The organism is Rhizobium sp. UBA1881 (assembly GCF_002338015.1).
Taxonomy (GTDB): Bacteria; Pseudomonadota; Alphaproteobacteria; order Rhizobiales; family Rhizobiaceae; genus Rhizobium.
Genome location: NZ_DDHH01000135.1, coordinates 46,648 through 69,662, shown reverse-complemented (window position 1 = coordinate 69,662; position 23,015 = coordinate 46,648). Strand labels below are relative to the sequence as shown.

Genomic DNA, 23,015 nt, shown 5'->3' with positions numbered 1-23,015 from the left:
TTGCCTCTTCAAATGCCGATGAGATTTGGTGATTAGTCCGGCCAGCGCAGCGCGGCGTCGAAACGATGTCTGCTGCGATTTTCGAGCGGGGTCGCGATGATCTCATTGGACGCGCGCGCCTTATCGAGCTCTTCGGCGAGCCGCTGGGCGACGACTTTCTCTTGTCCCGGATGCAGATTGCATGGATCGAGGTAGAAGTACCGATGCTCGACTTCGTGGTCGCGAACGATGATCGGCGGATTGCCGCGCGCCAGCGCGTCCGAAAGATCCCATGCAGTGATATGAGCCTCTTGCGGGGCGACGATGACACGCATTCGCTCAAGCGGATTGTTCGTGGGATCCGGCTCGATCAGCGCCGTGACGCCAGGCCGACCGTCCAGGGCCTGCTTCCATAGCTGAAGATAGCTGGTTTCCCGCTCGCGGACACCTTCATGATCGCGCGTCTCCCAAGCCTCGAGTGCCGCCATGACACCAGCAATGCTTTCCTTCCCGGCCTTCATGCCTCGCCCGATACCCATATTTTGAAGGAAAGCATGACGAACGAGTTCTTTTTGGCCAGCCACAATCCCCGAGGTAGGACCGCCCAGGAATTTGTGACCCGAGTAGATCGCGATGTCGGCACCCTGCTCGAGGAATATCCGCAGATCGTATTCCGATGCCGCATCGACAATCACGGGAACGTCTTTGGCGTGGGCAATTTCGACGAATTCTTTCAGGTTCAACAATCCGTAGTCGACGACGTGGTGTGACACCACGAAAACAGCTGCTGCCGTCCTGTCGGTGATCGCATTCTCCATGTGGTAACGATGTGTCGAGGTCGCTTGACCCACAAAGACCACCTTGCCGCCAGCGATCCGGATGGCCTGGTCGACGGGTGCACCATAGCTTACCACGTGGCCCATCTGAACAAGCACCTCGTTCTTGTCGGTGCTGACATCGGGGAGCTTTTCGATTGCCAAAAGATCGTTGCCAGTAATCGTTGCCGCGACCGCCAGCGAAATCCCGGCGGAGCACGACGCGGTAACGAAGCCAGCCTCACCGCCCGTAAGCCTCGCGATGATGGCACTCGCCTTGCGCTGAAGGTCGTTCACTTCAACGAACTGCGGCAATATGGCGGAAATGGCCGCGATGGCCTCGGGAACAACGATGGACGCCCCGAGGCTGGTCATCGTGCCCGATACATTGATCACCGGGCGAAGGCCGAGCGCGCTGCGAATATCATCTGACATGGGTTTCTCCAATTTCCATGGCCGCGTGAGGACGGAAGCAGTGATTTGCCCTATCGACGGCTATGCCATAATAATGTAATACACACGCATCCAAATATGAGGAGCGTGTAGTTGGGACGTAATTCTTCACCTGCGGCCCACCCGGACGCCGAAACCGACAGCATCCAAGAGAACGCGACGCGCCGATCGAGAGTGAGCGGGATTGATCGCGCGCTTCAAATCATCGACTACCTTTACGAAACTGGCGGGCCGGCTGGCAGCTACGCGATCGCCAAGGCCCTGAAAGCCCCACTTTCCACAATCTACGTGATCGTTGATGATCTCGTTGAGAAGAACATGCTTATGCGCCAGCCGGACGGTTCGCTCTGGCTCGGCGCGCGGCTCTACCATTACGGCCTTGCCTACGCCCGTTCCCTTGATTTCATCAGCGTCGCGACGCACGAAATGCATGATCTTTGCCGAGAAGCCGGTGAGACCGTTCAGCTTTGCGGTCGTGACGGAGACCATATGCTTGTTCTCGCAATGGCGGACGGACCGAGCCATTTTCAGGTAGCGTCGCGCATCGGTACGCGCGTCCCCTTGAATTGGACTGCGTCGGGTCGCCTTCTCGCTGGGCATTTGCCGCAAGAAGAACGAATCGAACTTTTCAGGCGCTGCGCGAAGTCTTCTCCGACCGGACGAGCGGAGATGGACCCGGAGGTCTTGGCGTCGTCGGCCGGGGCTGCATTCCAATCGAGACTGTCGATCCAAGCTGGTGAATCCGACTACGCAGTGGCCTGCATAGCGTCGCCGATCTGTGATCGGGATGGCCAGTGCGTCGCAACGATCTCCATCGTTCTTCCCGAGCAGAAGGCCTTCTCTGACGAAAGCCGCTACACGGCGCACGTTCGCGAGTCCGCTGAGCGAATTGAGAAGGTTATGGGATGGCGCAATCACTAGGCTCTCCTCCTTCACTCGTGCAAGGCGACAATCGCCTCGATTTCAACAGTGATGTTTCCAGGTAGCGAGCCAAAGCCGACAGCCGACCTCGCATGTTGGCCAACTTCTTCACCGAACACGCCGATGAGGAGATCGGAGCAGCCGTTGATGACGCTGGGGTGCTCCTCGAACAGCGGTGCGGCATTGACCATTCCCAGCAGCTTCACCACCTTTCTCACGCGCGACAGATCGCCCAATGCGTGGTGCATGACGGCGAGCAAATTAATGCCCGTCAGGCGCGCGTGCGCATACGCATCGGTAACATCGACTTCAGCCCCGACCTTTCCTAGATGCATAAAGCCATCCGCCTCGCGCGGACCTTGGCCCGAAAGGTAAAGGATATTTCCCTCCAGGACATGAGTGACGAAGTTGGCAATGGGTGGAGGTGCTGGCGGAAGCTCGATACCGAGCGCCAATAGCCTTTCGTAAGGCGAACCTATCGACGTGGCCGTTACAGTAGACGTGTTCACAAGGACTCCTGTCCGTATTGGTCGTTCGACTTAGCGATATGAATAACCGTGGCTGTGGCGCACGAGCTTGCGCGCGCGCGGGATGTAGCGGCTTGCCGCAATTGCCTCTCGTCCAATTACCGCGTATCGCGGTTCGAACACCTTCGTGAGCACTGAGACATCGCCATTGGAATCGGTGGCCTCGATGTCGGCATCGATCAGATCGAAGATCGTGAAATCCGCGCGCTCACCGACGCTGAGGCGACCGTCCATGGGCAGTTTGATAACCGACGCAGGCGCGTGCGTGACCGCTTCGACGACCTTATCAAACGGCATGCCGACACTGAGCAGCTTCGACATCGTTGTCGCCAGGTCCCAGACTGGGAAGTTCATCGAATGTCCGTGTAGGTCCGTGGAGATCGAGAACGGCAGCAAGCCTCGCGCTATCGCGGCTTCAGCCACCTTGAACGAGAAGGACGCGCCGCCGTGACCAATGTCGAGACGAATACCCTCTCCGGCGCATTTCTCGGCAAGATTGAAGAGGTCTTCATCTTCCATGATGCTGGAACCGGCCTTGCCGTTGAAGCAATGTGTGACAACGTCCCCCGGCCCCAGGATCTCCAGGACCTCGTCGTAAAGGGCGGGCGGTTCCCCAACATGGACCATCATTGGTATCTTGAGTATCTTGGCAATCTTCTTGCCGAGCTTGACAGGTGTGACACCCCATGACCCCGTGATGACGTGGCTCGCTCGGACCTTGAGACCAACGATATGCTCGCGGTTTTCCTCATAGCATTCGAGAATACGATCGAGGTTGATGTCACGAATGTCGCGCAGTTCGGTGACGCGGTTGCAGGCCACAAGACCGATCGAGCCAAGGTTCAAGAACGCTTTGATGCGCTCCTTCGAGGGTTCGATGATGTATTCGCGGAACCCATGAAAGTTGGCTTCACCTGCCGAGCCCGCATCAACGAGGGTCGTGACGCCGCGTTCAGCGCCGCATTCAGATGGGCGGATCGAAATATCGGTACCGCCATGCCAGATGTGAACATGAAGGTCGACCCAACCAGGAGAAATCCACGCGCCCTTGCCGTCTACCCGTGTCACATCCTGGGAGACGCTAAGATCAGGTCCGATAGCGGCAATCCGTCCATCTCCGTCCACCAGAATATCGGTCTTCTGTCCTGGCGCGCTTGCGCCGAAGGCCATCGGCTTTACGTTGGTGATGAGCAGCGCGCTCTGCTTTTTGCCATCGTTCATTTACAAGTCCTTTCGAAGTTTTGGATCGAGCATGTCACGCATTCCATCGCCGACCATTTGCAGCGACAGGACGGACAGTATGATGGCGATGCCTGGGAACAGGGTCATCCAGTCAGCTTGACCGATATACTGGCGTCCCGCGGCAATCATTGTGCCCCAAGTCGGAATTTCCGGACTGACGCCGAGGCCAAGAAACGACAGCCCCGCCTCAGCGAGCATGGCGCTGGCAAAGAGGAACGTCGCTTGAACGAGTATCGGCGAGAGCAGATTTCGTAAGACATGCCGGGTCATGATATGGAACGTTGATATTCCAAGTGCCTGAGCAGCTTCGACATATGGAAGCTCACGGATGACCAGCGTCGAGGCGCGGACGATCCGCGCCAGGCGTGGCGCGTAGACCACAGAAAGCGCCACGATGACCGTTGCAAGCGAAGGCCCGAGTGCCGCGACCAACGCAATCGCAAGAAGGATATCGGGAAATGCCATCATTGCATCGATCAAACGGGCAATCGGCGTGTCGAGCTTCTTGAAGAAGCCTGCAAGTAGCCCGAGCGTAACGCCGATGAGAGCTGAAAGGGCGACAACCGCTGCACCGACAAGCAATGACAGCCGTCCAGCGAAAATCGTGCGCGAGAGCACATCCCGACCGAATTCATCCGTACCAAGCAGATATGTTCCACTCGGCGGTTTAAGGCGATTGACGATGGATAGTTTCGATGGAGAGTAAGGCGCTATCCAAGGGGCGAACACTGCAAGCAGTACGAAGATTGCCAGGATCAGGATACCGGCGGCAACGGTTTTGCGCTTGAACAGGCGGCGCACGAAATTACGCTTGTGACTGTTGGACGACTGTATCGTGATCTCGGTCATCAGTAGCGCACCCTCGGATCAACGAGCAGGTAGAGCATGTCGATCCCGAAATTGATCAAAACATAAAGCGCGGCTATCACCAGCAGCGCACCCTGGATGACGGGATAGTCGCGTCGCAACACCGCTGTCACCACAAGGTTTCCGACGCCAGGAAGGCCAAAGACGGTCTCCGTTACGACGGCACCTGAGACCAACACGGCAGCGGTCAAACCGAGAACCGTCAGGATGGGTATTAGCGCGTTCTTCAATGCATGCTTGAGGATGACGCGGCGCTCCACCAATCCTTTGGCGCGCGCCGTGCGAATATAGTCATCACCAAGCACATCGAGCATCGACGCTCGGGTAAACCGTAAGATCAGGGCCGAGGAAACGATACCCAAGGCGATCGCTGGCAAAGTAAGATGATACATCCGCTCCAAAAAGGTGGAGCCGGGGCCACCATAGCCCGAGACCGGGAAGATGTTGAAGCGTACGGCGAAGGTCTGCATCAATATCAGTCCGAGCCAGAAGCTCGGTATGCTGGCCGCGAGCATCGCGAGCGTCGTTGCAGCTTGGTCGATTAAAGACCCCCGTCTATATGCGGCGTAGATGCCGATCGGGAGCGCTATGACGCTGGCGATCAATAGCGAAAAGATCGTCAGAAAGAATGTCGGTTCAGCGCGGTCCATGAGGGCCGATGTGACCGGCATGTTAAGAAAAATCGACTGGCCGAGATCACCTTTGAGAAGCTGCCCGACATAGTAGGTATATTGGACAATCAACGACTGATCGAGCCCCAGTCGGCTGCGCAGGTCCGCAATATCCTGAGCGGTTGCGTCAGGGCCCAGCATCACAGCAGCCGGATCACCGGGCGTCACCCGAACGATGATGAAGACGATCGTAACGACGAGAAACATCACAACGATCATTCCGGCTAGTCGCTGGAGAATATATCGGATCATGGAGTTGGCCTCAGACGTGATGCCGCGAGCAAGAAGGGAGGTCCGCCCTATTGGCGGACACCCCCGCACTGATGATCACTTCTTGATCGAAGCGTTCCAGAAATAGGGCCAAGGAGCCGGATCGACGCCTTCGAGCTTCGTTGACTTTGCTGAAACTGCATTGAAGTCGCCGATCTTCATGTAGGGCAGCTCATCGTACATCGCCTTCTGCACCTCAGCCCACAGTGCGACACGCTTTTGCGGATCGACTTCGGAAGTAAACGCGTCAACAGTTGCCTTGCGGGCCGGCGTATCCCACCATCCTGGCGAACTCGGTGAAAGGGAACCGATCAGTGCAGGCTCAGGTAGGAACGGGCTATGGGTGATGTAGATGTCCCAAAGCTTCGCGTCGGTTCGACGCTGGGTCAGCGTAGCCCAGTCGACCACCTGCAAATCAACGGTGAACCCAGCGAGCTTGAGATACTCCGCGGCAACCTGCGCCATCTTATAGTGGAATTCATACTGGCGGCTTGTCAAAATACGGATCGGCTCACCGTTGTAGCCGGCGTCCTTCGCCGCTGCTGCAGCCCCCTCCGGATCAGCAATATTATAGTTTCCTTCAACCCCTGCATCGGTGCTCCATGCAAAGGGTTTCGGATAGATATCCCCGTCCAGGGCATAAAAATCCGTGCTGCCGAAAGCGGCAGCGAGCATGTCTTCCATGTTCAAAGCCTGACGGATTGCCTTACGCACTGCGACGTCCTTGGCCACGCCTTCCTTTGTATTGAAGACAAAGACCGGGTAGCCAAAGGGCTTGAGAATGACAGGCTGCGAAGCGCTCGAGGCTTTCAGCTTGTCGAAGGATTCGACCGGAATTGAATCTGCGTAATCATACTGTCCTGAAACAGCCGCCTCGACGCGAGTGTTGGCATCAGGAACCGGCACAAAACGGATTTCATCGAGATACTGGTGGCGTGCGCCCCCATAGCCGGTGCTCTCTTCGTTGCGTGACTTGTAGCCGTCAAAACGCACGAGCTGAATATATTGATCAGCCTTGCGTTCCTTGAGCATGTAAGGCCCGGTGCCGATGAAGTCCTTCATCGGCTCGTCCTGCTTCTCGGCGGGTATGATGATGGCCGCCGAGTTGTTGAACGCGAGAAGCGATGTCAGCGGCGCATAGGGCTGCTTGAGAACGATTTTCACAGTTGCCGGATCAGAAGCGGTAATAGTTTCGATGAAACCTGCGACCTGCTTGCCCCTAGAGGCGATTTTCTCCCATCGCGAAAGCGATGCAACGACGTCGTCAGACGTCATGTCGGTATTGTCGTGGAACTTGATCCCTGTGCGCAGCTTGATCGTGTACGTCTTACCGTCTTGGCTGACTTCGGGCAGGCTTTCTGCGAGCAGCGGAGTAACATTCCACTGCTTGTCGAACGTGTAGAGCGTTTCGAAAATGTGCTGTGTGACGATACCAACGAGGTCGGCCGTTGACGTCATAGGATCCAGCGTTGGCGGTTCGCCAATAGTGGCTACGTTGATGACGCCACCCTTCTCCTGAGCTGCAACAATGGATGGCAGGGCTATCAGCGCGGTTGCCAATACCAAGGCGTGCCTTAGCTTCATCTCAATTCTCCCGGTTCATTGTTCCATTATTATGCTATATGCGTTTTTATTATATAATACCGTCAGCTGGCCACGTGTCAATCGCGCGCCAGTTTTTGGCAGTCGGTAAAGAGATTGCTTGGGCGTCCGGGTAGTGACGGACTTCGAAATTTACTCAGCCACCCTCAGGTCGCGCCACCGGGGTCCCTCAGGTGAAGCAACTTGCCCAAATCGGATCGTTTGGATGGTTGGGCAGATCAGTCGACAAGTTAGGGGGCGGGGTCTCGCCGGCAAAACGCGCGAGTAGATCGCAAGGACGCCCGCCCGTGTCGAACGCACGCTGAAACGCCCTTTCCTGATGATGGACCAGAATTTCAGGCATCAAATGGATCCCGGACTGCAGCGAACTTACCATTCGCGACCGGCGGCGGGGTGTAAGCGTCACGCGAAGTGAAGTGCGCAGTCACAGAAAACTATGAGCCGCTTTATCGGGTACACTAGCTGAGATAGCCGATTATGCTCAGCACGTCGCAACATGCTCTGTTAACCATTTCAAGGCGATGATCGCCCCTATTCTCTGGACCGCGAGGCCCAATTGAACCAGATTTCAGGAGGTCCACCTTGCCACTTGGTATTCGCCTTTTTGCGCTTGTCGGAATCTCTATCACCAGCGTTTTCGGCGCATCACCCACCGAGGCGGCGGGCATGCAAGTTCCCACTTGGCTGACTAGCCACGTCGGCGAAGGTGACGGTCAAATTGCCCAGATTGTGCTGGAACGTGCACGAGCGCTCTATCTGGCCAAGGTCAGCGAAGGCAAAGTGAAGAACACTTGTTACTTCGCGATGGATGCCACCCGGCCGAACGATTTAACTGGAGAGAAATCAGGCGGTCGCTTCTACACAATCTGCGAGGCAGAACAGATTTTTCGTGTCGTATCGTCGGGTCATGGGAGCGGGCGTAAACTGACTGGTGTCGTGGATTTTTCCAATGGACGGCAATGCGCTAAGAATTTCGGCAACGCGCAGGATTCCAATCTAACTGCGGGAGGGGCTTACCTCACAAGTGAGATCAAGACTTCTTTCAAAGGTTACTACAAGAATGCGTCGGGCCAACAATCTCCGCTGACCCGCTCCTTTGTTCAATTCGACGGAGCGGGCGATACCGCCAATGCCAGGCAGCGAGCGATCGGCGGACATCCGGCGTCTCTCATCTCGGGCGTTTGCATGCTGAAGAAGCCAGGAAGCCCGTATGCGAACTCGGATGGATATGTGCCGTTCGGCAAACTTGTGAACTATGAAGGTGGGCGGAGCAATGGCTGCACGACCTGGTCGCCTTTGGACGCGCCTCAGATTCTATCGACGGTTAAAGACAACCCGACGACGATCTACATTTACCCAGAAGCTCGAGACATTGCAGCGGTGTCAAAGACTTTGGCAGCGGGCAAATCGCTCAACGGGTCTGGAACTTACTGGAACGCCAGCTGCCTGATAGCAATCGGCACTCCGCGGTTCTGGAGCAAGGAAGAGCTCGAACCGCGCATCAGCCAGTACAAACTGAATAACCCTGCTCCACCGGGGAAAGCGACGCCTATTTGTGCCGCTAACATCAACTGAACGGCGCCTTTGTGAAAACGCACCATATGGTCAGTCGTGGCGGAACCTAGAAATGACTACGCCCTACACACTTCACCTGCGAACATCCCTTCGAGGACGTACGACCGACCAACGGAAACACTTCAGCAACCGATTATTCACGATACGACTAACAGACGCTTTCAACACTCCTGCCTATCGCTGTATCGGCAGCGCCAGGCGAGTTTAGTCGTTGCCTGTCAACCGTCCGGCTTAGACAGCCTAAGGGTAACGCACGAGGTTACTGAGGACGTCGCCACCGATCCCCGATGGGGCAAGAGGCCTTGGACAGTATCCGAGCTGCCTGACATCGAGGTCCTGAGCAGATCGCGGCCACTGTTCCTCAGTGATAGACCAGCATAGTTGCAAGTCCTTGCCGGGTTCGAGGTCAGCTCTCTGCAGACGGTAAATGTGCCACCCTTACCAAGTCAGCTTTAAGCCGCGCCGTCTCCAGTCCCAATTCGATAAACGTAAGCGCATGCTTTGCCAGGGCGACGTTATCATCCCAGAGATTTCTCCAGATCGCGGTCTTCAGCGACAGGTCTTTGTCGACGATGGTCGTCGAAAACGATTCGAACGTGACATAGTCGTTCCATCCGATCGCAACGAGAGCGTCAAAGACCGAGGCAAAATCGATGTTACCGGTTCCCAGATAGCCGCGATGACTTTCCCCGATATGAACGTAACCGATCTTATCCGCGGCGTTTCGGATTGCTAGGCCGACATCCGCCTCCTCGATACTCATATGAAAGGTATCCAGGTGCAGGAAGACGTTCGATGCGCCGGTGTCGCGGATGTATGCCAGTCCCTGCGCCGCAGTATTGAGCATGTTGCTCTCGAACCGGTTGACGATTTCAAGGTTCAAGGTCACGCCCGCAGCCTTTGCTCGATCAGCGACTTTCGATAGCGTACCGACGCTCCGATCCCACCCCTTTCGAGACAACGAGTGTTCTTGCTTACCGTGGGCCGAGCTCAAGATGCCTGCTAATTTGGTGCCGCCAAGATCGCGAACGAGCGCCACGGCGCGATCGAGGATGGCCTCACCGTTGGCAACAATCGACGGATCGTCGCTGGAGATATCGCCATTTGCAGGCAGCCCCATGCTTACCGCGACATCGAGGCCAAGCTCTCGAATGCGGGACGCAAGCCACTTAACATCGACCTGCTCCGGGTCAAGGTAGGAAAATTCCACGAGTTTGAAACCGAGTTCGTGAGACCGCGCAAGGGTCCTCTCGATCTCATCTTTCGAAGATCCCGCACTCCAGACAAACGAGTGGACACCGATTTTGGACATGACATCAATTTCCTCATTTCACTGTAGAATGAGCCCCGCCAAAACCCGGAGGTTCCGACGGGGCACCGGGAGGAGACCTTAACGAGCTGCAGTCCAGCCCTTGTAGTCCTTGATGTTGTCTGCCGTGATGAGCTGAGGATCGAGGAGGACGGTAGCCTCTGCTGGCTTCTTCCCGTTGAACAAGTCGACCGCCATCTTCAGCGAGTCACCCGCCATTGTGTAAGGGTCCTGGGAAGCTGATGCCTTGATCATCGAGTTTCCGCTGGCAAGCGACTTTTCGATATCCGGCGCGCCGTCAACAGCGGTGAAGAAGAACTCGTTCCGGTTCAGCTGCTTGGCAGCAAGTTCCGCACCGATCGCTGTCGGATCGTTGATCGCGAAGACAGCGTCGATCTTGTCAAACCGGGTCAGAAGGCCCTGCATGACGGCCAGGCCACCGTCGCGCGAACCCTGCGCGTTCTGGTCGTCTGAAAGGATCTTGATGTCTGGGCTCTGCGTCAGGACGTTCTTGCAACCCTGGACGCGGTCGATGATCGAAGACGATGCTGGGCCGTTGATGATGACGACGTCGCCTTTGCCCTTGAGCTGATCGACGATGTACTTGCAGGCTTCCTCGCCTGCCTTGATGTTGTTCGTCATTACGGTGACGTCAGCGCCGGGCGCGGAGACGTCGAATGCTGCAACGATCACACCTGCTGCCTGCGCCTTCTTTACAGCTGGCGCAATCGCCTTGGCGTCAACGGCGTTCAGCATGATGATGTCGACGCCAGCCGCGACGAAGCTATCCATCTGCGAGACCTGCTTATTGAGGTCGTAGTCCGCTGAGACGGAGGTTACCTGGACATTCGGGTTGATTTCCTTGGCGCGGTCTTCGATGCCCTTGATCGTGGCGACGAAGAACGGGTTGCCGAGAAGACCGACCGAGATGCCGATCTTCTGAAGTTCCTTGGCAGAGGCGGGCATTGCAACGGCAGCCGCGAGCGCGGTACCGACGAGCAGTTTAGAAAACAGACGCATACTTTCCTCCATTTTGGCGCTCCCCGCGCCATTGCTCCGGTAATCCCGGTTTCTTGAGCCGCACCTCATGTGCGGCTAAGCCCTTTCAGCCGATAGCGGTCGAGCGCCACAGCAACGATGATGACAAGTCCCTTGATGATGTACTGCCAGATGTCGGAGACCCCGACGAGGATGAGACCGTTCGACAGCACTGCGATAATCAGAGCCCCGATCAGCGTGCCCCATATCGAGCCGACACCACCGACGAAGCTGGTACCCCCAAGGATAACCGCTGCGATCGCGTCCAGTTCGTAAGCCTGACCGAGCTGCAGACCGTTTGCCGCATAAAGGCGGGCCGCGGACATCACTCCACCGACGCCCGAGAGAAGCCCAGACATCGAGTAGACGAAGAGTAGGACGAGTGGCACCTTGATGCCCGTCAACCGTGCGGCTTCGACGTTGCCGCCCACTGCGTAGATCCAAGTGCCGAGTACGGTTCGCTTCAGAATGAACCAGGAGATTACAATGGTGGCGAGCGCGATGATCGCGAGCCACGGAATTCCGAAAAGAGAGCCGTTGCCGATGAAATCGAACGGGAGGTCGGCGTTGAAGACCGTCGTGTCGTTACCGAGTAACCGGGCTACGCCACGCATCGCCGTCAGCGAGCCGAGCGTCACGATGAACGGTGGCAGCTTTAGAAACGAGATGATGACACCGTTGACTACGCCGCATGCAAGGCCCACGCCAATCGCCGCGGGGATACCTAGCATCCCGATCTCGGGATAAAGCGAAACGATGACACCGACCATTGCGGATGCTGCCAGGATCGAGCCGACCGACAAGTCGATACCGCCGGTCAGGATCACGAAGGTCATGCCCGCGGCAAGTACCGTGTTGGTCGAGGCCTGCTGAGTGACAATCGAAAGATTGTTCACGCTGAGAAAGCGGCCGCTCAAAAGATGGAAACCGATTGCCAGAATGACAAGAACGGGCAGCATCCCAAGTGCGGTCAATGTCGACCTAAATTTTGCCTTGCTGGCGTTTGTGTGATCGGTCGATGTAGAGGTCATGATGTAATCCCGTCGTCTATGGTTTCAGGCCTCAGGCTACTTTGGATGCCGATCCCGTGGAGAAGGCCATAACGGCCTCTTGGCTTATCGGGTGATCGGGCGTTGCATGAATCTCGCCAGCGATGCGGCCTTCGCGCATGACAAGCACACGGTCGGCAATGCCGATGATCTCGGGCAGGTCGCTCGAAATCACCACGATGGCAATCCCGCTTTGCGCGAGTTCGTCGATAATCCGGTAGATTTCCGATTTGGCACCGACGTCGACGCCACGCGTCGGCTCATCAAAGATGATGACCCTGGGTTTGGTCTCGAGAAGACGCGCGATAAGAGCTTTCTGCTGGTTGCCACCCGATAACGCTCCGACGTTTATGCTTGCGCTCAGCGTACGAATGGAGAGTGACTTGATAGCCCGGGTGGCACGCTCCTTTGCAGCAGCGAAGTTCAGTATGCCTCCGCGACCTGCATCCTTGCCGATAACGCCGATGTTGATGTTCTCGTTAATCGTTAAATCGAGGAAGAGCCCAAGCCCCTTTCGATCCTCGGTCAGGTAAGCAATCCCGGCATCCATGGCGTCACGTGGTCCACCGATGGTTAGCTCTCGCCCGTCGAGGGTCACTGTTCCAGATGTCTTGCTGTCTGCTCCAAAAATAAGCCGCGCGAGCTCGGTTCGACCTGAGCCGACAAGGCCAGCGATACCCAAGACCTCGCCAGCCTTTGCATCGAAGGAGCAGCCATGCACGCGGCGACCATCGCCCATGTCCTTGACGGCCAAGACAGTCTTGGCCGCCTGTAGAGGTGCACGGTGTTCCTTTTTGTAGAAGGACGACAGATCGCGACCCACCATCATTGCCACGAGCTTTTCGGCGGACAAATCATTGCGATCAAGCGTGCCGACATACGCGCTATCGCGCAGCACGCTCACCCGGTCAGCTAGCGCGTAGATCTCTTCCATGCGATGGCTGATATAGATAATAGCAATCCCCCGCGCCTTCAGGCCGGCGATCACCTCAAACAGCCGTTCAGTCTCCCTCGACGTCAGTGAAGTTGTCGGTTCATCCATCACGATGATCTTCGCGTTGGTCGTCAAAGCACGTGCGATCTCGACCATTTGGCGCTCACCCAAAGAGAGAGCGGCGACAAGTTGCGACGGCGCGAACGAAATGCCGAGCTGCTTGAGGATTGGCTCAACACGACTGCGGGCCTCAGCTTTGTCCACGACACCATAGCGAGAAGGTTCTGTTCCGAGAAACATGTTCTGGGCAACGGTGAGGTTAGGGGCGAGCGACAGTTCCTGATAGATCACTGAGATACCGTTTGCCTTGGCCTTAAGCGGATCTCCTGCCACGATCGGCTTGCCATCCACGAGAACAGCGCCACCTGGATCAGCCGTATATGCCCCGGACAGGACCTTCATTAGCGTTGACTTTCCAGCGCCATTTTCCCCCATCAGAGCATGAACTTCTCCCGGGTAGACCGTGAGCGACACCTTGGTCAGAGCCTTGGTGCTCCCGAAAGTCTTGCTGATGTTGCGCATCTCAAGTACAGGAGCGCGCTCCGTGTTCCCTCCAGTTGTCATGCGTGAAACTCCTTGCGTGGCCGCACCACCTCAGCCTTTTCGATCTCGATCAATGATCTCCAAGCTTTGCGATAGGCCTCAAGCCCGAAGAGCGGCATTGGTTCTGCCCGTGTCGTTTCGTTTCTGAATGGAGATTGCCCGACGGTTTCGAAGACGAGCGCAGCCGCCCCGAATGCGCTTCCCTCAGCGGTCGCGCTTGAGTAAATGTCCTGCGAGGGACGGAGCTCAGCGAGAAGCGCGGCAAACAAACCTGTTTTCACCAGGCCGCCGTCAATGACGATCGAATTTTCCGACCTTATCAGATCGAGGCACAAGTCTGTCATCAAGGTGACGTAGAGAAGTGCGGCAGCTGCCCGTTCCTCACCCTCGACAAGCGGCCCTACGAAGCGGCCGTTGAACCCCTGCATCGGACCACCTGGGGCAAAAGACGGCAGACCGAAGACGCCCTTTGCAATCACTTGCGACAGTGCATCAACACTAACGGGCTTATTCCAACCGCCGCTCGCAAGCTCGTACTCTCTTCCGCCCATGAAACGGATTGTCGGGGCAGCTTGTCCATCGACGGTAACATTGGCCAGCATGTCACGATGCTCATCGAGGGCATCCAACGGGCAAGCCGCATTGAAGATGACGACCCATGTCCCGGTTGACACGAGCGTGAAGTCGTCGAACCCGACCGAGCGATAATAGTAAAGTGCCGAATTGCTGTCGTGGACGCCATTATGGACTTGGACTTCGGCGCGGTTATCACCTTGGAGCGGGCTTCGCCAATTTCCGATAGCAGCACCCGCGCGTACAAACGCCGGCATCTTCTCTCGCCAGCCCTGACGGTCTACCAAGCTACTAAAGTCTTCGTTCAGAGGTGCCCAGAGATGAGAGTGGCAACCGATGTAGGAGACTTCCGACACCTTGCTGCCGGAAAATTTCCAGGACCAGTATTGCGGATATGCCAGGATCGCTTCGGCTCTCCCCAGGCTTTCCGGCTTGGCCGCCTCCAACCAGAGAATGTGCCGGCCGTAGTTGAACCCGAGGGGGAGTTTGGGCGAATAGGTCTCACTGAAAGCTGGAGCCAACATGTCGATGCGCTGCGTAAGCATCTCCGGCGGCTCTTGCTCATAGTCGAGGATCGGATGCGTCAGATGGTCATCGTGGACGAGCGCAAAGGTACACCCATGTCCGGAAAACATGACGTGCCCGACCGCGTGATCGTCAACAGCGCGCAGCAATGCGTTCGTCATCCATTCAAAGAGCGCTTCATCATCGAGCACACGAATCCCGTCGCGCTCGCTCCAGCCCGGCTTTGTCCTGGATTGTGCAAGTATCGTTCCATCCGCGCCGAACACGAACAGCTTCGAGTTCGTCTTACCCAGATCGAAGACAGCAACAGCGGTTCCAGAGGTCATCCCTGCCCCCCGACCGCTGCGATCATGATCGTGATCCCCGCGTCTTCGAGCATTTTCGCGCCGGCATCCGACAAGCCGTCATCGGTGACGATCGTCCCAATACGTGAAAGCGGCAGGACAAGGTTGCGAGGCTGAATGGAAAGCTTCCGGCTATCCGCCAGCAAGACGATCTCGTCCGCGCAACTGCTCAGTTCACCGATCGCCTTGGTCAAAAGCGGATGCGACTCTAAAAGCCCTTCGCCGCTAATACCCTGCGTGCCGAGGAAGAAGCGGGAGGCGAAGAAGTCCGGCGCGCCGGCCGACGCATCGTGGATGATACCAGGCTCTCTATATAGAACGCCGCCAGCCAGGATCAGGCTGCAAGTGCCGTGCTCACCTAGATAGGCAGCAAGCGGCATGGAATTAGTATAGAGGCGGACATTGCGCCGGGCCAACTGCAGTCCCAACTGGTAGCATGTTGAACCCGCGTGAACGATGATCGAGTCTCCGTCCCGCACCAGGCTCGCAGCTTTCTCGGCAAGAGCGCGCTTGGCATCAACCGCGATGTCGCGGTTCTCATCGTATGGCCGCGCTGACAGGCGACCAGAAGCAGCCGACTCGTTCGCGGAGATACCACCGTATACTTTTCTGGCGACGCCTATTTCATCGAGTTTGTCGATATCACGTCGGATCGTTGCTGGAGAAACACCGAGCCGCTCCTGAAGGTCGCGCACAGATGCGAACGGCCTCTCTTGAAGCATCTCCGTGATCAGGCGATGGCGATCGGAATCGTTCAACTATATGCCTCCACTGACGTTTCTCCCTAACGTCTATGACGAACTATAATCACACACAATCAGCAATCGCAACATACAAAGATGTAAAATCTTCACCGTTGACGATATTCGATCACATTTATATGGTTGAGCCAGAGTTCGCTCATCACTGGGCGACAATCGTCAGGAGGAAGCATTCATGGATCGACCAGACCCAAGGGAAACGAACGTGTTCAAGGAGTTCCTCCGGCTTTCCAGCGAGATCGGAAGCGACATCCTGAAGACCCAAGGCGCTGGTGGAAACACGTCGATCAAAGATGATGGTGTCATGTGGGTGAAGGCTTCTGGCACTTGGCTCGCCAAAGCCGAGGCCGAGGACATTATGGTTCCAGTGGTTGTGGACCCACTCGTCTCTGCATTACGCGACGGAGACCCCCGCGCGGAAAAATCAACAGATTTCATAGTAAGCGAACTGAACTCAAGCGGGCTCAGGCCTTCCATCGAGACAAGCTTCCACGCAGCGATCAAAAACCCCGTCGTTGCGCACTATCACTGTGTCAATGCCATCGCACTCGCAGTTCTTGAGAACCGCGACATTGAGTTAGCGCATCGGATGCGGACCGTTGCGGACCTCACATGGGTGACCATCCCCTACCGACGCCCCGGAACCCCGTTGGCGAAGGAAATCGAAAAGGCGGCTGCGTCTCGACCGGATGTCTTGATTCTGTTCAATCACGGGATCATCGTATGTGGTGACACCCTCGAGGAAGTTGCGGACAGGATTGAACGCGTTACGAAAGCACTGGCTGGGGTCACACGCGAGACGATCAGCCCCGATCTCGCGACACTCGACGCCATTGCCGAAGGGTCCGGATTCCATCCTGCGCGAGACCACGAAAGTCATGCGGTCGCATTGTCCGAGGTCAACCGGGCAATCGCCTTGGGGGGATCCCTGTATCCCGACCATGTGATCTTCCTCGGAACCGAGATCGGCGTGCTGCAGGACGGCCAAAGCGCGGCAGATTTCCAAGCTGCCTTGCACAACGAGGGCCGAGACGTGCCGAAGATGTTGATTGTCCCAGACAAAGGCGTTCTATTGTCGAGCTCATTGACCGCTGGCGGTGAAGTGATGGCACGCTGCTTGGCCGAGGTGGTTGGCCGCATCCCCAGTGAAAGCAATGTGGTCTACCTGTCCGAAAGCGATGAATACGAGCTGACGAACTGGGAAGCCGAGCAATATCGACAGGCGCTAGATCGTGGATCGGCGAGGCAGAGAGCGTGACAGCGAATTCCGGACCCGCCGCCGCCATCGGAATCGATATCGGAACATCTGGCGCTCGTGCCGCTGCGGTAGACGCCGATGGTAACTCTGTGGCGTTCGCCGCAGCGCCATTCAGATCCGATGAAGAACTGCGGCAACCGGCTGCCTGGTGGCTTAGGGTGAAAGAGGCGATCGAGCACCTCGCTGCGGGAACAAATCTCAGTGCCGTCAAGGGTATCGCCGTTGACGGGACATCCGGCTCTGTTCTTTCGTTGGACGCTTCGAACGAGGCTACAGGATCGGTGCTCATGTACAATGAGCCGTGCCCTGACGCCGAGATCGTCAACCGCATCTCAAAACACGCTCCTCCGGGCGCAACGGCGATCGGGGCAAATTCCGGCTTGGCCCGCGCCATTTACCTATCGCGCAAGCGAGACGTTGACGCCGTGGTACACCAGGCGGATTGGATCCTCATGAAGCTGGGATGCCCCGGGCGGATCAGCGATGAAAACAACGCGCTCAAGTCAGGCTTCGACCTCGACTCGCAGGACTGGCCAGCCTGGATCGAAACGGCCGGCATGGACACCACGAGACTGCCTCAAGTTTACCGGGCGGGCACGAGAGTTGCCCGAGTATCAGGATATCTCCGTCAACTGGGTGTTCCGGAAACTGCTTGGTATCACGCAGGTACTACTGACGGATGCGCATCGTTCCTCGCCACCGGAGCATCCGTCGTTGGTGACGCTGTCACGGCGCTTGGTTCGACGATCGTGCTGAAGTTGGCATCCGATCGACCGATCAATGCGCCGGCGTACGGAGTCTACTCACACCGGGTGGGCGACTTCTGGCTGGTCGGCGGCGCATCAAACAGCGGCGGGAACGTTTTGCGTGCGTTGATCGGCGATGAGCGCCTGGCAGACCTGACAGGCACAATCAATCCCGACCAGCCACTGGGTTTAGGTCTCTACCCGCTTCTCAGGGCAGGCGAGCGTTTTCCGATAAACGATCCCCACTATTTGCCAAGGCTCGAGCCCCGGCCCACCGATGATGCCACTTTCCTTCAGGCGCTGCTCGAGGGAATGACGGATATCGAGCGCCAGGGTTACGATCGCTTGCGTGAACTGGGTTCCCCGACGTTGACCAGCCTACGCACGGTGGGAGGCGGCGCACGAAATCCGGTTTGGAGTGCCATGAGAGCCCGCGCAATGGGGATCGAGCCATTGCCCGCGATATCCGTGGAGGCGGCTGTCGGAGCCGCCGCACTTGTTCTAGCTAATAGAGGTGAGCATGTTTAGCCCGTCTCGAACCGACCTCGCAGCGTTGGCGCAGGCTTATGATGTGTTCTTCGTTGATCAATTCGGCGTACTTCGCGACGACGTCGGACCCTACGAAGGCGCCATCTCCGCATTGTCGACGCTGGCATCACATGGAAAGCGGATCATAATCCTTTCTAATTCAGGTCGAAGCGGCGACTACAATTCCGAGCGCCTGATCAGGCTTGGCTTTGCGGCGAACAGCTTCGAGCACTTCGTCACGTCTGGCGATGTCGCGTTTGAGCTTCTCTCGCGCGATAACTCGCCTTTGACGAAATCCGCACGCTGCTTCACTGTTTCGAGCGGCGGAGATAGCAATCTGGCTGACCGTCTAGGCCTGGTGTCTTCAGGTACCGCTCGCGATGCCGACGTTGTTATCATTTCGGGCAGTGAAGCAGAGCGTATCTCGATGGATGAATACCGAAAGATTCTTCGTCCCGCTGCTGAACGACAGATACCCTGCTACTGCACAAATCCCGACATCCACAAACTGAATGAAGGACGGATCGCACCGGGAGCCGGAAGCATCGCAAAGCTCTACGAGGAACTTGGTGGCGACGTGCGTTGGCTTGGCAAACCATACCCCGAGATTTACGACCATGCCTTGCGTGTCGCAGGCGTAACCGACCGCAGCGGTGTCTTATGTATTGGCGATAGCTTGGAACACGACATTCTCGGCGCACAGATGGCACGTATTCCTTCAGCACTAGTCCGAACGGGCATTTTGGCTGAGATGACCGAAAACGATCTAGGCGCGCTATCGGGAGCCCTGTCCGCCCATCCAGACTTCGTTATAAACCAATTTACGCTCTAACGATCTCTCGTGTTTGGTGGTCCGCCTCTCTACGAGGCAACGTAGCCCGCAGCTCCCTTAGGTTCCTCTCGACACAATTGAATGTCGGCCCCGATAGCGGGTTCACCAAAGCGAACGTTAGCGAAATGGCAAACGATCCAAGAAATCGAAAACCTCGCGGCTAGGACGTTTTTCGCCTTGCCAGCACAATCAACGTCCGTGCCCACACAGATGGCCTAGAAGCTAGTGATGACTGCAATACCTGGGGTTTCGGCCTTGTCCATTGTCATCAACTCAGGAATGGCCTCCTGAAGGCCGATCCGTTTCGAGATCAGCTGGCGGGGCTCCATCTTGCCCGAGGTGATCATCGCCAGCATGGCGTCATATCTCCAGGCCTGCATGCCGTGGCTACCATAGATCTCCAGCTCATGGCCGATCACCTGCGCCATCGGGATCTGCGGCGTCGCGTGTTCGCCAAGCATCAGACCGACCTGCACATGGCGGCCGCGGCGACGAAGGTTCTTGATCGAATTGAAGCAAGTTGTCGGATGACCGAGCGCGTCGATCGAGACATGCGCGCCGCCCTTTGTGATCTCACGCACGGCCTCCACCACATCCTGTCCACTCCCAGCATTGATGGTCGCGACTGCGCCGCATTTTCGAGCGAGTGCCAGCTTGTCTTCGGTCAGGTCGATACCGACAACGTTGGCGCCAAGCGCAGTGGCAATCATGATTGCCGACAGGCCGACGCCGCCGCAGCCATGCACCGCTACCCAGTCACCGGGGCCGGTACGTGCCTGATCGGCAACCGCACGAAAAGAAGTGGCGAACCGGCAGCCTAGACTGGCAGCTGTCGCATCGTCGATGTCTGCCGGCAGAATAACGAGGTTGGTATCGGCGTAGTCGATCGCCACATACTCGGCGAACGATCCCCAGTGAGTGAAGCCGGGCTGGAACTGGCTGGGGCAGACCTGCTGGTTGCCAGAATGGCATTGCGCGCAATGGCCGCAACCCGAGACGAAAGGCACGGTCACACGATCGCCGACCTTGAAGCGCATGACCCCCTTACCTGTTGCTACCACTTTGCCGGCCAGTTCATGGCCGGGCACATGCGGCAGCTGGATATCCGGATCATGCCCCTTCCAGCCGTGCCAATCGCTGCGGCATAGTCCCGTTGCGCCGACCTTGATCACCACGCCCCCGAAGGTTGGCTCCGGATCGGGAAGCGTCCGGATCTCTGGCGTCTGTTCGAACGCTTCGTAGTACATAGCCTTCATAGAACATTCCCTCGAACTTCATAATATCCGCCCGATCTTGCACGGCGTCGGAGCGCATGATCGCGTTGTCAACGCTATAACAATCTTCCTGCACTTACAAAGCCTGCCTGTTCCAAGGGGCGTATGAGCGAGCCTGATCATCCTAGTCTCACGCCTTCGCCGAGATCGAGCTCAATTCTTCAAGATCGAGGTCGCGTTCGAGCTCACGCAGGGTCTCGTCATCGATCTCACCCGCGCGATGAAGACGAATGAGTTCTCTGCGGCCAGCCGCAACAGCCGCGAGAACCACGTCGAAATGTGCCTGCAGCATCGGTGCATAGTCTTCCGTACGGGCCGCGTAGTCGATGATCGCGGTTGCGCGGTGTTCGTATCGTTTCAGCAGTTGCGGGTGGATCAACGTGCCGGCCTCATCGTAGGCCAGGCCCTGAACGGTCGAGAATTGCACCTGCGCCATCGCAGCCTCGGCCTGGCTCATGGTCATCGGGGCGCGTTCTGTTTCCGCCTCCCCCAGACCCGCCCAGGCAATCACCCTGCCGAGCGTCGTGCCCTGTATGAGCACTGTGCCTGCGATCACCACGAAGGCCGTGATCAAGATGAAGTCTCGCTCTGGAAAGTCTTCTGGCAAACTCAGCGCGAGCGCCAGCGTGACGACACCACGAACACCTGCCCAACCAAGCACGGATGCGCCTCCAAACCCCAGAGGAAGGGTCCTTGCAAGGCCAGCCGAGTTGCACAGCCGGACAATGAGATCGGCGGCAAACACCCACGTGAAGCGCGCCAGCACCAGCGCAAGAAGAACAACGACAGCCGGAAACGCCATCGATTCAATTACCGCACCGAAGCCGCCGCCACGCTCGATAACGTCCCTCAGAGACAGGCCGATCAAGATGAAAACTGCAGCTTCCATCAGGAAAATGACGACCGTCCAGAACGACGTTCCGCGCATACGCGTTGCAGCCGAAAAAACCGTGTGATGATGCCAGGACGCGATCAGGCCGGTCGTGACGGTGGCGATGACGCCGGACACGTGAAGCTGCTCACCAAGAAGGTAGGCAACCCAGGAAAGCAATGCCGTGGAGGCGATGATCAGGTAATCATCTCGCAATCGACGAATGAGCTTGACCCAGATCGTTCCCACCACAACGCCAACGGCGACACCTCCTGCAGCCAGCAGCGTGAATGTGCCAACAGCGTCAAACGCGCTGAAGGTCCCGGTTGCCACGGTTGCCACGGCGAACCGGAAGAGAACGAGACCACTTGCGTCGTTGAGTAGACTTTCGCCTTCAAGCAGTATCTGGAGGCGGCGCGGCAGCTTGACGCGCTCTAGAACCGCGCGCGCCGACACGGCATCGGGCGGCGAAACAATTGCACCCAATGCCGCGCACGCGGCCCACGGCAGCGACGGCATCAACAAATGAACGATGACGGCGATTACAGCTGTGGTGAAAAACACAGCGCCGATAGCAAGCGAGGCGATGCCGAGCATGTGACGACGCAGCCGCTCGACCGCTATTGACCAAGCACCGTCGAACAGCAAGGGCGGAAGAAATATGACCAGCACAAGTTCTGGATCGACAGTGATCGCCGGCAGGCCCGGAAGGAAGGCTAGAATTGCACCACCGGCCAGAAGCGCCACGGATGGAGGCAATCCTAACCGATGTGCAATGTAATGAAGCGCGATGATCGCCACAAACATTGCGATCACAAGTTCAAAGAGATGCGTGCTGTCCATAGGTCTCCCCACCACAATGGCCGAGACATAAGATGACGAACCTCATGGAAAGGCAACATCCTGGCTTGGATCAAGCAAACTTGCCTTTATTAGCTTGGAGCGCCCACCTTCAAGTATCTCCTCGCGCAATAAAGAAGCGCCTCCTGATTGCCGCCAGCGCTCAGGCCAAGTACGCGCCCAAACAATACTCGATGTGTCCCCTGATCGACCGCGTGTGCAAGCTCGCATTCGAAACTGACAAGAGCGTCCTCAAGCACCGGCGCGCCAGTCTTGCCTTCAACCCAGCTGCCCGTTGCGAAGCGCTCGGTCATCGCCGTCTTGCCGCCGAAAAGGTTGGACAGCGCTTCATGGTTCGGGGCGAGCGTGTTGACACAGAAGAAACGCGCGGTTTCAAAGGCAGGAAAACAGGAATTCGTCCTGTTGATACAGGCTAGAAGCGTAGCGGGCGTATCACTGACACTGCACACCGCCGATGCAGTAAAGCCGCAAGGCCCGTCGACGGCCCGCGTCGTTACGATGTTAACCGCCGCGCCGAGACGCGACATGCCGTGGCGGAACAGAGTGCTTTCCACGGTCTCGAAATTGTGCCCCATGATCCCCATCTC

The 23,015-nt window shown here is 57.3% G+C and carries 19 protein-coding genes and 1 pseudogene; 5 read left to right on the top strand and 15 right to left on the bottom strand.

The genetic code is table 11. The features are described 5' to 3' along the window. Nucleotides 1-32: 32 nt before the first annotated feature. Nucleotides 33-1,229 carry an aminotransferase class V-fold PLP-dependent enzyme gene (locus B3605_RS16805; protein WP_113199677.1) on the bottom strand — a complete coding sequence of 399 codons (1,197 nt, stop codon included), beginning with the start codon at nucleotides 1,227-1,229 and terminating at the stop codon, nucleotides 33-35. A 180-nt stretch (nucleotides 1,230-1,409) separates the two neighbouring features. Here B3605_RS16805 and B3605_RS16800 point away from each other — a divergent pair. Further along, a pseudogene (locus B3605_RS16800) lies at nucleotides 1,410-2,168 on the top strand (IclR family transcriptional regulator); the annotation flags it as partial. Nucleotides 2,169-2,179: 11 nt separating this feature from the next. On the opposite strand, the gene B3605_RS16795 reads toward B3605_RS16800, so the two are convergent. From B3605_RS16795 to B3605_RS16775, 5 genes are all read right to left on the bottom strand, one after another. Continuing rightward, the gene (locus tag B3605_RS16795; protein ID WP_112941239.1) at nucleotides 2,180-2,677 is read right to left on the bottom strand and encodes a RidA family protein; all 498 of its coding nucleotides are present in this window, start codon (nucleotides 2,675-2,677) and stop codon (nucleotides 2,180-2,182) included. Nucleotides 2,678-2,707: 30 nt separating this feature from the next. After that, nucleotides 2,708-3,916: an amidohydrolase/deacetylase family metallohydrolase gene (locus tag B3605_RS16790; protein WP_112941238.1), complete on the bottom strand. Its 1,209-nt coding sequence runs from the start codon at nucleotides 3,914-3,916 to the stop codon at nucleotides 2,708-2,710. Then, the gene (locus tag B3605_RS16785) at nucleotides 3,917-4,786 is read right to left on the bottom strand and encodes an ABC transporter permease (protein WP_112941237.1); all 870 of its coding nucleotides are present in this window, start codon (nucleotides 4,784-4,786) and stop codon (nucleotides 3,917-3,919) included. Further along, nucleotides 4,786-5,727, bottom strand: a complete 942-nt coding sequence (locus B3605_RS16780) for an ABC transporter permease (RefSeq protein ID WP_296435156.1) — start codon at nucleotides 5,725-5,727, stop codon at nucleotides 4,786-4,788. The genes B3605_RS16785 and B3605_RS16780 overlap by 1 nt, the downstream gene beginning before the upstream one ends. Nucleotides 5,728-5,802: 75 nt before the next feature. Beyond that, the gene (locus B3605_RS16775) at nucleotides 5,803-7,329 is read right to left on the bottom strand and encodes an ABC transporter substrate-binding protein (protein ID WP_112941235.1); all 1,527 of its coding nucleotides are present in this window, start codon (nucleotides 7,327-7,329) and stop codon (nucleotides 5,803-5,805) included. A 600-nt stretch (nucleotides 7,330-7,929) separates the two neighbouring features. Between B3605_RS16775 and B3605_RS16770 the strand changes: the two genes are divergently transcribed. Beyond that, nucleotides 7,930-8,922, top strand: coding sequence for a hypothetical protein (locus B3605_RS16770; RefSeq protein ID WP_112941234.1), 993 nt, complete (start codon nucleotides 7,930-7,932; stop codon nucleotides 8,920-8,922). Nucleotides 8,923-9,328: 406 nt separating this feature from the next. Here the strand turns inward: B3605_RS16770 and B3605_RS16765 are convergent, their stop codons facing one another. The 6 genes from B3605_RS16765 to B3605_RS16740 form a co-directional block, all read right to left on the bottom strand. Beyond that, nucleotides 9,329-10,234: a sugar phosphate isomerase/epimerase family protein gene (locus B3605_RS16765; protein WP_296435152.1), complete on the bottom strand. Its 906-nt coding sequence runs from the start codon at nucleotides 10,232-10,234 to the stop codon at nucleotides 9,329-9,331. Nucleotides 10,235-10,312: 78 nt separating this feature from the next. After that, complete coding sequence (locus B3605_RS16760) at nucleotides 10,313-11,251, bottom strand: ABC transporter substrate-binding protein (RefSeq protein ID WP_112820045.1); 939 nt, start codon at nucleotides 11,249-11,251, stop codon at nucleotides 10,313-10,315. 65 nt (nucleotides 11,252-11,316) lie between these two features. Further along, entirely contained in the window at nucleotides 11,317-12,300 is a 984-nt protein-coding gene (locus B3605_RS16755) for an ABC transporter permease subunit (RefSeq protein WP_296435149.1), read from the bottom strand. A gap of 31 nt (nucleotides 12,301-12,331) precedes the next feature. Further along, nucleotides 12,332-13,876: a sugar ABC transporter ATP-binding protein gene (locus B3605_RS16750; protein WP_113010520.1), complete on the bottom strand. Its 1,545-nt coding sequence runs from the start codon at nucleotides 13,874-13,876 to the stop codon at nucleotides 12,332-12,334. Further along, on the bottom strand, nucleotides 13,873-15,279 hold the full coding sequence (locus tag B3605_RS16745) for an FGGY-family carbohydrate kinase (RefSeq protein ID WP_296435147.1): 1,407 nt from the start codon (nucleotides 15,277-15,279) through the stop codon (nucleotides 13,873-13,875). The genes B3605_RS16750 and B3605_RS16745 overlap by 4 nt, the downstream gene beginning before the upstream one ends. Then, complete coding sequence (locus tag B3605_RS16740) at nucleotides 15,276-16,055, bottom strand: DeoR/GlpR family DNA-binding transcription regulator (RefSeq protein ID WP_296435145.1); 780 nt, start codon at nucleotides 16,053-16,055, stop codon at nucleotides 15,276-15,278. Before B3605_RS16740 ends, B3605_RS16745 begins: the two co-directional genes overlap by 4 nt. A 178-nt stretch (nucleotides 16,056-16,233) precedes the next feature. On the opposite strand from B3605_RS16740, the gene B3605_RS16735 reads away from it, so the two are divergent. Genes B3605_RS16735 through B3605_RS16725 form a run of 3 tightly spaced genes read left to right on the top strand, consistent with a single transcriptional unit; the run spans nucleotide 16,234 to nucleotide 19,422 of the window. Continuing rightward, nucleotides 16,234-17,316 carry a class II aldolase/adducin family protein gene (locus B3605_RS16735; RefSeq protein ID WP_112941228.1) on the top strand — a complete coding sequence of 361 codons (1,083 nt, stop codon included), beginning with the start codon at nucleotides 16,234-16,236 and terminating at the stop codon, nucleotides 17,314-17,316. Further along, a complete protein-coding gene (locus B3605_RS16730) occupies nucleotides 17,313-18,590 on the top strand; it encodes an FGGY-family carbohydrate kinase (RefSeq protein WP_112941227.1) in 1,278 nt (425 codons plus the stop codon). Before B3605_RS16735 ends, B3605_RS16730 begins: the two co-directional genes overlap by 4 nt. Beyond that, nucleotides 18,583-19,422, top strand: a complete 840-nt coding sequence (locus tag B3605_RS16725; protein ID WP_296435143.1) for a TIGR01459 family HAD-type hydrolase — start codon at nucleotides 18,583-18,585, stop codon at nucleotides 19,420-19,422. The genes B3605_RS16730 and B3605_RS16725 overlap by 8 nt, the downstream gene beginning before the upstream one ends. Nucleotides 19,423-19,637: 215 nt before the next feature. Here the strand turns inward: B3605_RS16725 and B3605_RS16720 are convergent, their stop codons facing one another. From B3605_RS16720 to B3605_RS16710, 3 genes are all read right to left on the bottom strand, one after another. After that, nucleotides 19,638-20,678, bottom strand: a complete 1,041-nt coding sequence (locus B3605_RS16720; protein WP_296435141.1) for a zinc-dependent alcohol dehydrogenase family protein — start codon at nucleotides 20,676-20,678, stop codon at nucleotides 19,638-19,640. 148 nt (nucleotides 20,679-20,826) lie between these two features. Continuing rightward, nucleotides 20,827-22,410 (bottom strand): Na+/H+ antiporter, encoded by a 1,584-nt coding sequence (locus tag B3605_RS16715; RefSeq protein WP_112941224.1) that lies wholly within the window; start codon nucleotides 22,408-22,410, stop codon nucleotides 20,827-20,829. 89 nt (nucleotides 22,411-22,499) lie between these two features. Then, nucleotides 22,500-23,003: a flavin reductase gene (locus B3605_RS16710; RefSeq protein WP_112941257.1), complete on the bottom strand. Its 504-nt coding sequence runs from the start codon at nucleotides 23,001-23,003 to the stop codon at nucleotides 22,500-22,502. Between the last annotated feature and the right edge of the window lie 12 nt (nucleotides 23,004-23,015).